At 59.8% G+C, this 12,992-nt stretch carries 12 protein-coding genes and 1 pseudogene; 6 read left to right on the top strand and 7 right to left on the bottom strand.

Features of this window, described 5'->3' with window-relative positions:
• The first annotated feature begins 17 nt into the window (after positions 1–17).
• The 5 genes from NKH21_RS27175 to NKH21_RS27155 all read left to right on the top strand — a co-directional run bounded on the left by NKH21_RS27175 (position 18) and on the right by NKH21_RS27155 (position 3,854).
• Entirely contained in the window at positions 18–551 is a 534-nt protein-coding gene (locus NKH21_RS27175) for a flavin reductase family protein (protein ID WP_352868729.1), read from the top strand.
• The gene (locus tag NKH21_RS27170) at positions 548–982 is read left to right on the top strand and encodes an ester cyclase (RefSeq protein WP_352868726.1); all 435 of its coding nucleotides are present in this window, start codon (positions 548–550) and stop codon (positions 980–982) included. Before NKH21_RS27175 ends, NKH21_RS27170 begins: the two co-directional genes overlap by 4 nt.
• Positions 983–1,001: 19 nt before the next feature.
• Positions 1,002–2,204: an acyl-CoA dehydrogenase family protein gene (locus NKH21_RS27165; RefSeq protein ID WP_352868724.1), complete on the top strand. Its 1,203-nt coding sequence runs from the start codon at positions 1,002–1,004 to the stop codon at positions 2,202–2,204.
• Positions 2,205–2,406: 202 nt separating this feature from the next.
• Entirely contained in the window at positions 2,407–3,243 is an 837-nt protein-coding gene (locus NKH21_RS27160) for a helix-turn-helix transcriptional regulator (RefSeq protein WP_352868721.1), read from the top strand.
• A 272-nt stretch (positions 3,244–3,515) separates the two neighbouring features.
• Complete coding sequence (locus tag NKH21_RS27155; protein WP_352868718.1) at positions 3,516–3,854, top strand: NAD(P)H-binding protein; 339 nt, start codon at positions 3,516–3,518, stop codon at positions 3,852–3,854.
• 88 nt (positions 3,855–3,942) lie between these two features.
• On the opposite strand, the pseudogene NKH21_RS27150 reads toward NKH21_RS27155, so the two are convergent.
• The 4 genes and pseudogenes from NKH21_RS27150 to NKH21_RS27135 form a co-directional block, all read right to left on the bottom strand.
• Positions 3,943–4,645 (bottom strand): annotated as a pseudogene (locus NKH21_RS27150) (NAD(P)-dependent oxidoreductase); the annotation flags it as partial.
• Positions 4,646–4,662: 17 nt separating this feature from the next.
• Complete coding sequence (locus NKH21_RS27145; protein WP_352868715.1) at positions 4,663–5,862, bottom strand: NADH:flavin oxidoreductase/NADH oxidase; 1,200 nt, start codon at positions 5,860–5,862, stop codon at positions 4,663–4,665.
• Positions 5,863–5,901: 39 nt separating this feature from the next.
• Positions 5,902–6,930 carry a membrane dipeptidase gene (locus NKH21_RS27140; RefSeq protein WP_352868712.1) on the bottom strand — a complete coding sequence of 343 codons (1,029 nt, stop codon included), beginning with the start codon at positions 6,928–6,930 and terminating at the stop codon, positions 5,902–5,904.
• A gap of 24 nt (positions 6,931–6,954) precedes the next feature.
• Positions 6,955–8,157 carry a mandelate racemase/muconate lactonizing enzyme family protein gene (locus NKH21_RS27135; protein WP_352868709.1) on the bottom strand — a complete coding sequence of 401 codons (1,203 nt, stop codon included), beginning with the start codon at positions 8,155–8,157 and terminating at the stop codon, positions 6,955–6,957.
• Between the two features lie 247 nt (positions 8,158–8,404).
• On the opposite strand from NKH21_RS27135, the gene NKH21_RS27130 reads away from it, so the two are divergent.
• Positions 8,405–9,160 (top strand): class II aldolase/adducin family protein, encoded by a 756-nt coding sequence (locus NKH21_RS27130; protein WP_352868706.1) that lies wholly within the window; start codon positions 8,405–8,407, stop codon positions 9,158–9,160.
• A gap of 165 nt (positions 9,161–9,325) precedes the next feature.
• Here NKH21_RS27130 and NKH21_RS27125 read toward each other — a convergent pair whose 3' ends face one another.
• The 3 genes from NKH21_RS27125 to NKH21_RS27115 form a co-directional block, all read right to left on the bottom strand.
• The gene (locus NKH21_RS27125) at positions 9,326–10,276 is read right to left on the bottom strand and encodes a LysR substrate-binding domain-containing protein (RefSeq protein WP_352868704.1); all 951 of its coding nucleotides are present in this window, start codon (positions 10,274–10,276) and stop codon (positions 9,326–9,328) included.
• Between the two features lie 154 nt (positions 10,277–10,430).
• On the bottom strand, positions 10,431–12,146 hold the full coding sequence (locus tag NKH21_RS27120) for an ABC transporter ATP-binding protein (protein ID WP_352868701.1): 1,716 nt from the start codon (positions 12,144–12,146) through the stop codon (positions 10,431–10,433).
• Positions 12,146–12,991: an ABC transporter permease gene (locus tag NKH21_RS27115; protein WP_352868698.1), complete on the bottom strand. Its 846-nt coding sequence runs from the start codon at positions 12,989–12,991 to the stop codon at positions 12,146–12,148. Before NKH21_RS27115 ends, NKH21_RS27120 begins: the two co-directional genes overlap by 1 nt.
• Position 12,992 lies beyond the last annotated feature (1 nt).

The following is a 12,992-nucleotide window of genomic DNA, read 5'->3' as shown; positions in this document are numbered from 1 at the left end:
ATCGGGAGGATATTGGCATGACAGCAGTCAACGCCGATACGAGAGAACAGTCTCTCAGCGAGATCGTCCGAAGCGTGCACCGTGTTTATGCGTCGGGCGTCACCATTGTAACCGCGCTTGATGGCGAGACACCGCACGGTTTGGCGGTAAGCGCATTTTGCAGCGTGTCGCTGGATCCGCCGACCATCATGGTCCTCGTGTCTTTCACGTCGTCCAACCACGCGCGGTTTTACTCGCAGGAACGCCTGGGCGTGAATATCGTGTCCGCGGAACAGGCGGGCGTTCTCCGCCAGTTCGGAGCGCCCGGAGAGGACAAGTTCCGCGGTGTAGATTGGCACAAGGGCAAGTTCGGCACGCCCGTGCTCGATAAGTCGTCGGGCTTCTTCGAAATGGAAGTCGAGCAACGCATCCTCGCGCACACCCACACGATCTTCATCGGGCGTGTCCTTCACGCGGGGGTCCGGCAGGACGCTCCCCCGCTGGTCTATTTCAATGGGAGCTTCCATGACGGCGGCAAACTCGTCGAGCTGGAAGAGGGCAAAGCGAAATGAACGCCATCGAAAGCAATCGCAAGGCGATCGAGGAGATGTGGAGGCGGCTGGAGGCTGGCCTCGACTGGAACGTGCTCGACGAGTACTACGACCCCGCCTATGTGCGAAACGGCGACAGCGGTCAGCTGAACCGCGATGCTTGGTACCGCCAGCTCCAGGAGCTCTATACGGCGTTCCCCGATCACATCACCGACGTCAAGGTAACGGTCGCTGAGGGTGACTATGTCGTCTACCGTTGGACAGCTACCGCCAGGCACTTGGGCCAGTACCAGGGCGCGCCGCCAACCGGACGATCCGTCACGGCTGAGGGCATCACAATCAGCCGTTTCCGCGACGGCAAGATCGTCGAGGAGCAGGCCTCCTGGAACAAGTTGGCTTTCCTCGAGAACCTCGGAATTTCGGCGCTTCGTCGCCGTATCCCCAACACCTGAGAACAGAGGGCAAACCAGCATGACTTCCCAATCCACCACGACCCGGTGGGACGGCAAAACGTCCCTTACCGCCGAACAGATCCTCGACAACATCCGCAAGATCGGTCCGCTCATCCGCGAGCGGGCTGACGAGATGGAGGGGCGCCAACATTTCACGGAGGACGTCAAGAAGGCCGTCGCGGAAACTGGCGTCTACAGCATGGGGTTCCCTAAGGTCTGGGGCGGTCCGGAAATCCGGATCGATGATCAGATCCGCATCCTCGAGCTGCTCTCTTATTACGACGGCTCGGTGGGCTTCGCCGTTAACATTATGGCCGACAGCGGCCTTTATGCAGGTCAGCTCGACCCTGAGGTCGCCAAGTTGGTATACCCCGACCTGGATATGTCCACGGCTGGTTCGTTCAACCCGCCTGGTGTCGCGGAAATCGATGGCGAAAATTTCAAGCTGAGCGGCCGTTGGCGGTTCGGAACTGGCAACCGCGACGCGGACGTTATCCTGGGACGTTTCCGTGTCCACAAGGATGGCGTGCAGCAAAACGACGAGAACGGAGAACCTGATCTGCGCGTTGCATGGTTCCCTAACAACAACGTGACCCGTCACGACACGTGGCATACGACCGGGCTGGCCGCTACAGGCAGCTGTGACTATTCGATCGAGAATATCGTTGTGCCCCGATCGCACAGCTACAAGTATGCGCAGCAGTTTTATGGCTCGCAAGAGCTCCCGCCGCTCAGCCGCTACTACGGCACCCTTACGGGCAACCAGGTCGGCGTTATCCTCGGCATCACCTGGCATGCTGTCGAGCTATTGAAGGAGCACCTGAGCAAGGCCAAGAGCAAATGGGGTGCAAGCGCCGCCGAATCCCAATTCATCCAGATTCAGATGGCAAAGGCGGACTCCCTTTACCGTGCGTCCCGCGCCTATGCTCTTACTACGGCCAGTGACATTACTGACTCGCTTCTTGCTGGCGAGCCGCTCTCGTCCCAGCAGCACGCCGACCTCCAAAGCGCGCCCGTCATCGCTGCAAAGCTCTGCCTCGAAGCCGCGAATATCGCTCTTGACATCGTTGGTGCCACTTCTACGTTGAAAAGCGGAGCTTGGGATCGCATCTGGCGCGACCTGTCGAGCGGTATCCGTCATTTTTACTATCGCGAAATCCACCTGGAACTTTCGGGCAAGCACCTGCTGGACCTTCCGATCGAAATGAAGCTGTCCGACTGACGCCAAAAATACCTCCCAACTGAAACGCTGTCTGCGATAGGCGGGCGGCGTTTTGGCGTTCCGAACACCACCCTTCAATGAGTTGTCCAAACGCGTACAGATCGATATTTGCGAAATCCGTTGACAGACCGGATATCGAACTGTAACGTTCGGATTTCGATCATATGGGGCCAAGGGAGTGGCCGCATTGGGAGTGAGGAATTTGGACGTTATAAGCGAATTCGACAAGGCCGGAGACCTTGTGTCAACGGTGGGTTCCGATCAATTTGGCTTGCAATTTTACAGGCTGTTTCACGATCTATTCGCGATCGAAGAATGTACGGTGTTCGCGTTTCCGCCTTCGAGGATGCCCAATCGGGTCGTAATCGAAGCTGATAACCCTGCCGCCAAGCAGATAGCCGTACAACTTGCGGAGCGGTGGGTCGGAGGAGATTATCTCGTCGACCAGAACATCCGTCGGTACAACCAAGCGCGCACTCGGCTCACCTACGTTCTAAAACCTCGCGAAATCAATGACGATTCATATCGCCGGCGTTACTATGAAAACCCGTCGATCTGTCGCGAACTCGGACTGATGGCCAGAGTAAACGACACGCACTACCTGATGACGCTGGCCCGCCGTTCACGCGACGACGACTTCGACTGCCACGACGTCAGGACTTTCGAAGCGCTGTCGGGTCTGATCCTGAAAACGATCCACCGACATGAAGAGTTGGTGGCGGGCAAAGATCGCACGCGCGCATGCGGGACCGCGATCGATTTCTCGTCTCAGGTCCAACGGGACAATGCGATTGGGTACCTCCGGGACGTGCTGTTGGGAGGCCCGCAGCGCCTCAGCGTCCGCGAAGCGGAGGTTTGCTCACGGATTGCGCTCGGCTATTCGACGTTAGCCATCAGCTTACACTACGGGATTTCCCTGAATACCGTGGCGACCCATCGCAAGCGCGCCTACGCCAAGCTCGGCATCTGCAGCCAGAACGAACTCTTCAGTAGGTACATGCACCTATTCGGGACGCCTGGGGAGCTGCTGTCCGCCTGATCTACGGGTACAGCGCGTGGCAACTTCAGAACTGACGATGGACCTTCTTGGCAGGCTGGTTTTGAAGCCCTTATCTTCATAACCTTGGGAGCGGCCACCCTGTTGACGGCGAACGCGCTCTTCTACCCACCTTCATGACCCAGTCCGATCTCTGGCTGTCACCCACGAGGTAACGGCTAGGACCGGGATGCCTGCTATGCTGCACATCGAGAGGGATCACCTAGCAAGGGCGGGGCCTGTCACATTCAGCCGTCAAGCGGAGGAGTACAGTTTTGAAGCTTACAATTATCGGCGCCACCGGGAATGTCGGGTCACGAATTCTGACGGAGGCGCTCGCACGCAAGCACGACGTGACGGTAGTGGCGCGCGATCCCACAAAGATTCGCTCCCGGGACGGACTTAAGACGGTTGCTGGCGATACGCGTCAATCGCAACAGCTTGCCGAAATCATCCGTGGCTCGGAGACACTTCTCGTCGCGTTGCAATGGACCACTAACGCTGTCGAGACGTTCTCGCAGCGGTCAAACGTGCTGAATTGCCACGCGCGATCTTCATCATCGGCGCGGGCAGTCTTGAAATGCCCGACGGCCGCCTCTGGTTCGACCATATGAAGGACACGGGTGTCCTTCCGCCAACTTCAGGTCCGGCTCTCAACGCGCTTCGTCGTCTGCAGGCGGAGAAGGAGGTTAACTGGGTGGCGCGATTGTCGGGATCCCGGTTCAACCACGCTAAAAGCTCTTCAATCTCCGATCGGCTGTAGGTGTTTGCGACGGTGGTCTCGTGTCCAACCCCGAGAAACAGCGTTGTCCCAAGCGCCTCAAGTTCGCTAGGGGGAATGGATCCCTCGACGGTCGCGAACTGAAGCCTGTCGGTGCTGCCTTTTTGCGCAAACTTCTGAAGTTCGAGAAGCTGTGGCCCAGGATTCTCTGAAGAAGCCGGCGCCATCCGACTCAGAAGCTTCCGGCTTTGTCGTGTCCACGTAAACTCGCTGATTTGCGCCGTTCGGGTTCATCAGGTGCATGACCGCGACCGTGAAGCCGCTGTGCCCGCCACCGAGGCCAACGGCCATCAAATTCTGTTTGGGAAATTCGAAGTACTGATGGATGGACCCCATCATGTCCGCCAAAATCTTGTCGGCGGGATAACCCCGATGCATGCTGCGACCGATCTCGGCCGTCGTGAATGGACCGAGGTCGTTGCCCTTGTCATCGAGCTTGCGGTAGTTGGCTTCCAACCATGCATCGAATTCGATGCGACGAATTCTCCCCGCAAGCTCATCGATTGTCGCGTCGGTGATAGGGCCTACTCCGAAGAAGGGATTCGACGGCGGCTTCGGTGGGCTTGAGCGAGTGATGTTCTTCTCGCGCTCAAGTTGGTCCTTCATTTCAGAAATCGTGAACATTGCTGAGCTTTCCTCTTTCATGCACTTCCTCCGGAATGCCGTTCAGGCACGACCCAATTGGGCCGAGCTGGCGAGCTTCCTGCGTTCCCCATCTCGCGCAGCTGTGGCTCTCGCCGTGCCAACCACCAACCCGATTCCTTGGGCCAGTCCTCGAAGCTCCGTCCTTCAAGCGCGTGTTGAGCATGGAGCGCCCAGTTGGCGTCTTGCAGGAATTCACGTCCCACAGCGACGATATCCGCGGCGTCCGACTGAAGTATTACCTCCGCTTGGTGCGCGTCGACAATGAAGCCCACAACACTGACGGAACCTTCGGCCGCACGCTTGATGCGACGGGCGAAGGGTACGTGGTAGCCGAAGTCGCGGTGAATGCGGACATCGCGCGCGCGGTCGGACGTAACGCCGCCCGATGAGCAGTCGATCAGGTCCACGCCGTGCGCAAACAGAACGCGCGAAAAAGCCACCGAGTCCTCAATCGTCCAGCCGCCATCGATGCCGTCGACAACCGACAGCCGATAAAACAAACCGCAATCCTGCGGCATTACCGAGCGCATGGCCTTAACGACCTCAAGCGGGAAGCGAATACGGTTTTCGAAACTGGCGCCGTAGCGGTCAGTTCGCCTGTTGGCAATCGGTGAGAGAAAGCTATGCAGCAAATAGCCATGCGCGCCATGGATATCGATGATACGGAAACCGGCCTCCGCGGCGCGGCGCGCAGCCACCGACCAACACTGTACAACACCAGTCAGGTCCGCTTCGTTGAGCTCGACAGGTTCTGGCCAGCCCGGGCCGGCGCTGACGGCGCTTGGACCGATCAATGGCCACGCCGGCTCGCCATACTCACGGTCGTGTTCGGTCAGTGGGCCATTTCCGCGCCAGGGTTTCTGCGTGCTTCCCTTGCGGCCGGCGTGGGCGAGCTGGATTGCCGGCACAGCGCCGTGTTCGGAAATGAAACTGGCAATGCGGCGCAATGGCTCTGTATGCTCGTCACTCCACAAGCCGAGATCGCCGTGAGAGATGCGCCCTCTTGCCTCAACGGCTGTTGCCTCGACCACGACGATGCCGGCGCCGCCGAGCGCCAATCGCCCGAGATGCACCAGGTGGTAATCGTTGGCGAAGCCGTCCGTTGCCGCATACTGGCACATGGGCGAGACCATGATGCGGTTGCGACTGGTGAAGCCACGCAGCGAGATGGGAGTAAAAAGTCGCGATTTCGCCAAGACGATATGTTCCGATATCTGAGTTGTCTCCGCGGCGACTTAACCGATCACTTCGCCGAAAAGGCGCTTCCAGTTGCCTCCGACGATTGCGGCCACGTCAGACGCACCAAAACCGTGCTTCTCAAGGCCCGCCACGAGCGTCGGGAAATGCTCGGACGTCTGGTACCAGCTCAGCGGCTCGGACCAGCCTTGCTTGTTGCCGATGTTCGATCCCCAATTGGCCTCGTGGCTCCAGCGCGCCACGTTCATCGACAACAGGTCGGCGTCCTGCCAGCGCAAAGACGTGTCCGTGCCTATCGCCACATGGGCAATTCCCACCATGTCGACAAGCCGGGCGACCATGCCGGCCCAGTCCTGAAGCGTCACATGGGTTCCGCCGAGCAACGGTGCGTACGCATTGACGCCGATGACGCCGCCGCGGCCGGTCACGGCTTTGATGACCTCGTCGGACTTGGCGCGCGGATGCTTTACGAAGGAAAGCGGGTTGGCGTGCGTCAACGCGATGGGCGCCTTGGAATGCTCCACTGCGTCAAGCGTGGTGCGGTGTCCGCAATGGGACACGTCGATAAGCATGCCGACGCGGTTCATCTCTCTAAGAACCAAGCGGCCGAACCGGGATAGGCCCGTGTCCACTGGCTCATAGCAGGACGAACCTACGTAGTTCTGGATGTTGTAGGTCAGTTGCGCGCAGCGCACGCCCAGCCGGTGGAAGGCTTCAATCATAGCCAGATCGTCCTCGAACGGGCTGGTGTTTTGAAACCCGAGGAACACTGCGGTTCGGTCGCTTTTGCGAGCCAGGTCAATGTCTGCCGCACTCGTAGCGTGCAGGACGAGACCGGAATGCTCGCGGAACAGGCGATGCCAGCGCATGACACTGTTCATGGTGGCGCGGGCGTCACTCCACAGTGTGACTGTGACGTGGACAGCGTCGACCTTTCCGCGCCTCCACTGCTCGATGAGATCGCGGTCGGGATGATAGGAAATTGCATCGGTCTCGGCGACGCCAAACCAGTTGCTGTATTGCAGCGCGTCGAAACAGACGTGCCTGTCGTCGGTCGTGTCGGCCAAGTGAGTTCCCCCAGGGGCTGAATGTCAGATGGAGAGGCGGTCGAGCACTGCGGCATCGACCTCCAGGCCGAGCCCGACAGTGTCTGCGGGCAGGGTGGCTGTGCCATTGATGACCTCGAAACCGTGCCCGGCAATGTCGGTCATCACCGGGCTGGGCAAATGTCGATCTCCTGTCGGTACGCGGCCGCTGATTGGATGTTCGCAGATGGCCGTACCCGGCGCTGCGCTCAGGAGATGCAGACTGGCGGCAAAGTTCACAATCGTGCCCCAGTTGTGCGGGGCAAGACAGGTGGCGTCGAGACATGCCAGTTCTGCGATGCGTCGACCTTCGGTCAGTCCTCCCACAAGTGAAAGATCCGGCTGTATGGCGGCGAAGCGCCGCGTGTGGATCAGATCGCGCAAAGCCTGGGTGGTCTTCTCGGCTTCGCCCGTTGCGATAGGAACTGACGAGGTCGCGGCCAGATCGATCAGATTTTGTCGCTGGTCGACGGAGCTGAATGGCTCCTCCCAGCCAAGCAGGTCCACGCCCGAGCGCCCGATCATCCTCACCAAGCGCTGCGCTTCCGGCATTGATCCGGGACGGCCAAGGTCGAGCATCAGGCGAACATTTTGGCCGACGGCGTCCTGCAGGTCGCGCAGCCGTTGAACATCACCGGCCTCGTCCTGGCCAAAATCCGGCCAACCCCAGAATTTGATGACGCGATAGCCAAGCGCGGAATAATGGCATGCGTCCGCCAGGCTGACGTCGAACCGATTGACGTCGATATGGATGCAACTGGCATAGAGCTGTATGCTCGAGCGGGTTCGCCCACCAAGGAGCTGGTACACCGGTATACCGAGCGTCCGGGCCGCGGCATCGTGAAGCGCAATGTCGATTCCGCTGAGGGCGTGAATTGCGATGCCTCGGCGGTCGTACATGCGTTTGCAGAGATCGTAGATCTTGTGCCAAAGGCGCGTCAGGTCGAGAGCCGGTTCTCCAAGGATGGCGTCACGGAACGTGGTATCGATAATTGACTTCCCAGCCAGAATGGCCCGACCGGCGCGGTCGGGAACGTAACACTCGCCAAAGCCCTCGACGCCTCCACGGGTACGGATGCGCACGATCACCCAGGCTCCGGTTAGGTATTCCGGCGCAGCGATCGCCCAGCTATCCACCGCAGCGATGGCGCATTCGCGTTCTGTAATACCAGCGGGCGGCGGCAGTTGATGCTGCGGTGATTGATCCATGTTCGGTCCAGTAGGTGCCGGCGCAATAGCCAGTTCCAGGGAGAGGCCCGCATCAGGCGCGTAGACGGGCGCCCGACACTCCGATGGAACGGGCAGCCGCGGAATACCAAATTTTCTAACGCCGCAAGTTAGCACAATTGCTTTGTCGATCCGGCAGGCCTGGGGCAGCCTTAGATGCTGCAAAATGCGGCTATCCCCGATCGGTCATTCGTAGCCGCCCCCCTGCTAGGTTGAGGGAACACATTCCATGAACGTCGACGTCAAGTTCGGTCTCGATGCTGACATCAGACAGTTGCGCATCGACCTCGCCGCCGCATTCAGGCTGGCGGTCGAATTTGACTGGCACGAGTCGGTTAGCAACCACTTTAGCGCTTCGGTGTCCGATGATGGCACCCGGTTCCTGATGAACCGCAAGTGGCAGCATTTCTCGGAGATCCGCGCCAGCGATCTGATCCTGTTCGACGCCACTGACATCGGTGGTGACTTCGCCCGTGAAAAGGCCGATCCAAGTGCATGGAGCATCCACGGCCACATCCACCGGCTGGTTTTACACGCCCGTGTCGTTCTGCATTGCCATCCGCCCTATGCCACTGCGTTGGCGAGCTTGAAGGATCCGCGCTTGAAAGCGATTGATCAGGCGACCGCGCGATTCTTCGGCCTGATCGGCCTTGATCTCCAATTCGGCGGCTTGGCTGACGAGAGATCCGAAGGCCAGCGCATTGCCACGCGGCTGGGTGAATTCCCAATCCTGATGATGGGCAATCACGGTGTCACCGTCTCGGCGCGAACGGTGGCCGAGGCGTTCCATCACCTTTACTACCTCGAACGTGCCGCGAGGACACTTATCCTGGCCTATAGCTCGGGCCAACCATTGGCCGAGATGCCGGATGCGCTGGCGGCCAGCACGGCCGACGACTGGATCAGCTACAACGACCAGGCCTTTGCGCACTTCGACGCGATGAAGCGCAGGCTCGACCGCATTGACCCATCCTACCGGGATTGAGATCGCCAGCGATGTTGCCCGGGCTGCCTCGATTTCGCTGCAAGCTCAAATGCCTGGGCAAGCCTTCAGGCTAGCGCCGTCTCGAATTCTTTCGCCGCTGCCAATTGCGTTGATGCTGCGCCAGCCTGGATCCCGAGTGAAACGACGACAACAGCACGCTCGTCGTTACGATCCGACACCGTGGAGATTGGGGCCGAGTAGCGATGAAACGGCGTGCTTCTGGCTCGCCACATGATGAAGCTTCAGTTCTTCCCCCATCCACGTCATGAACTCCATCACGATCCTTTTGGACCCGTCGTTTGGATTGACGCTGGCATAGTATTGTTCCCGCGAGATGACGTCGCTGCGCAGTGGAATGACCAGACAGCCACTGGCAAGCGCTTCGTGCGCCACGGTCTCATGTCCTAATGCAATGCCGTGGCCTCGTTTGGCGAGTTCCATGCTCGACGAGAAGTTATTGACCTGGACTTGACCCACGGCAGGCGGTGCGTCGGCCAATCCCATGGCTGCTAGCCATGTATCCCAGGTACTGGGGGTTCCCGTGACATCGATCAACGTTTGCGAGAACAGGTCTTCGATCTTGCCTATGCTTTGCGCCACCCCTGGCGCACACACAGGAAAGAGCCGATCGTCGGTGAGCTTGTGGTACGCCCCGTCTGACCATCGTCCTCGACCGTAGCGGATCTTGATCTGCGCGTCGCTTCCGTCGAATTCGTGCGGCCACAGCATTGAAGAAATTGAAACGTCGACGTTGGGATGCGTTTGCCTGAAACCCTTTAGCTTCGGGATCAGCCATAACAGAGCGAAGGAAAAATTGGCGGCGACGTTGAGCTTTATCCGCCGGCCGCTCGCCAGAAAGGTCATGGTCCCGCGATGCAGAAGCGTTATGGCCTCGGCGACCAGCGGCATGTAGTACCGTCCGCTCTCGCTGAGTACAATTCCCTTCGGTGTGCGGCTGAACAGGTTGGCGCCAAGATATTGCTCGAGGCTCTTTATCTGCTGGCTGACCGCTGAGTGGCTGATATTCAACTCATCTGCTGCGCGCGTCATGCTGCAATGACGCGCGGTGGCCTCGAAAGCGCACAGCCAGGAAGCGGTCGGAAGCTTCTTGCGCACTGATCAGAATCCCCCGCGAGCCCGTGAAAGCCGCCGGCATCCTCCCGAGGTCAGCCTTCTCCAAGCTGGGCATAATGCAGCCTCCACCTGGTTGCAAGTTGATGCAATCCGACTGGGAAGCTGCAGGATGAGACAACGCTGGCGTCGGGAAGAATTAGTTGGGCGAGGAATCCACCTCCACACCAAGCGCGTTGCGATCGATCGAAGCTCGCACCCGCGGGTCGTCGGCGACTTCCTCTAGCCAGCCCTGTCGCAGTTCTGGTATCGCCCGCAGCAAACGCTGTGTGTAGGGATGGTGTGGGGTGTCGAACACCTCGGCAGTGGTCCCTTCCTCTACGATCAGCCCCGCCTGCATGACGGCGACGCGATCTGCGATGCGGGCCACAGTGCCTAGATCGTGAGATACGAACAGGAATGATGTCCCTTGCCGGTCCTTGATCTTTTTGAGCAAGTCGAGGATGCGCTGCGCAACAAGGGTGTCGAGTGCCGAAAGTATCTCGTCACACAGTACCAAGCTTGGCCGCGCGGCCAGGGCACGGGCGATAGCAACTCTTTGTCGCTGACCGCCTGACAACTCGTTCTGGAAGCGTTGCGCATAGTCCGCCGCCAGCCCGACGCCTTCCAGCAATTCGGCTACACGCTCCCGCCGCGCCGCTGCTCCCATGCCGAAATAGAACTGCAGCGGTCGGCCGATGATGTGGCTTACCCGCGTACGGGGATTCAGCGTTTCCTCCGGCGATTGGAAGACGATTTGTACCTGTCGCAGTTGATCCTTGCTGCGCTTCGACACCGGCCAGAACACCCGCGTGCCGCCAATCTCCAATGTTCCTTCCGACGGCCGGTGGAGGCCAGCCAACGCTCGCAGCAAGGTGGTCTTGCCGCTGCCAGATTCACCCACTAGCGCCAAAGTCTCTGCCCGATAGACGGAGACGCCGACGCCGTGAAGGACGAGCGGAGGGGCTTTCGGCGCCAAACTGAAGGTGGGTTGTGAGTAGGAGGCGCGAATGCCAGATGCGGCGATGAGCGGGATTCCAACCGAGACAGGCGTAAGTGGCTCTGCGGCTCCGGTTGCCAGTGCGGCGGGCCTGAGCTTGACCGCAGCAAGCAATGTTTGTGTATACTCTTGTCTCGGACAATTGAGAACTGCCGCTGCATTTCCCTGCTCGACGATTTCGCCATCACGCAGGACGATGATGCGATCGGCAATCTGGGCAACGACGGCAAGATCGTGACTAACGTAGATAGCGGCGGATCCGGTGCGCCGGATCGCTTCCTTGATCGCAAGTAGGACCTCTATCTGGGTCGTGACGTCAAGCGCCGTGGTCGGCTCGTCCAGCACAAGCAGTTTGGGCTCGCAAACCATTGCCATCGCGGTCATGGCGCGTTGCTGCTGGCCACCGCTGAGCTGTTGCGGATAGCGTTTTGAGATTATGTCGGGGCGCGGGAAGCTGAGTTGCTCCAACAACTTGTTGACACGCCCGGCTGGCAGCCCGCTCGACGCCAGCCGGTGGATCTGCAATCCTTCACCGATCTGGCGGCCAATTGGGATGGCGGGATTGAGCGACGCGGCCGCGCTCTGCGCGACATAGGCGACTTTCATGCCGCGCAGCCTGGCGCGCTGACTGACCGACATTGCAAGCAATTCCTCGCCGTCCAGAAGAACCGACCCACCCGTGAAATGGGTTCCCGGACGAGCATAGCCGAGCGCGGCCAGCGCGATGGTGCTCTTGCCAGCACCGGACTCGCCGATGAGGGCGACCACCTCGCCTGGAGCGACATGCACGTTGACCCCGCGCACGGTTTGCCTGGTATCACCGCTAGGCAGGATGGCGGTAACCACAAGCTCATGTATGTCGAGAAGATTTGCCATCAACGCAGTTCTTCCGGAAGCTTTCGGCTGTGCTCGCCGGCGAACCGGTCGGCGACGAGGTTGACGCCGACGGCCAGGATGCCGATGCAAAGTGCCGGGGCAAGGATCGGCATCACGACGCCCACCTGCAGGGCGTTCATGTTCTCACGAACCATGGAGCCCCAGTCGGCATCGGGCGGCTGAATTCCGAGACCCAGAAAGCTGAGGCTGCTCGCGTAGAGCACCGCGTAGCTGAAGCGCAAGCCAAATTCGACCGCCAGCGGCCGCAGGGTGTTTGGCAGTATCTCGCGCCAAACGATCGAGATGAGCCCTTCACCGCGCGCTCGCGCGGCGTCCACGAACTGCATGCTGGCCACATTGGCGGCGATCGAACGCGCGATGCGGGCGACCCGCGGTACATGGACGATGGCGATCGTCACGATCAGAAGCGTCAAGTCAGCGCCAAGGGCGGCAATGATGACCAGACCAAGAAGCAAGGGAGGGAAAGACAGCAGCGTATCGATGAACCATATGATGGCGGTTTCGACCCCGCCACGTAGTTCAGCCGCGACGAAACCTATTGCGACGCCGATGACAAAGCCGATGGACGTCGCGGCCAAGCTGACGATGATTGTTAGGCGCGTGCCGTATATGAGGCGACTGAGGAGATCGCGACCGACGAGGTCTGTGCCCAAAAGATGTGATCCGGGCGACTCGTATGGACTACCAACTATTGCCGACTGAGCGTAAGGGGCGATCAAGGGCGCAAGGATCGCAACGAGCAGCGCAACCGAAATGATTGCAAAGCCCACCCAAAGCGATATCGGAGCGCGGGTGCGGGTCTGGACATGGATGACCGTGGTCATC

This window comes from Mesorhizobium sp. M1329, from assembly GCF_040318035.1.
GTDB lineage: Bacteria > Pseudomonadota > Alphaproteobacteria > Rhizobiales > Rhizobiaceae > Mesorhizobium.
Note: the sequence above shows the minus strand (reverse complement) of the source record. Positions and strands in the feature narration are given on the sequence as shown.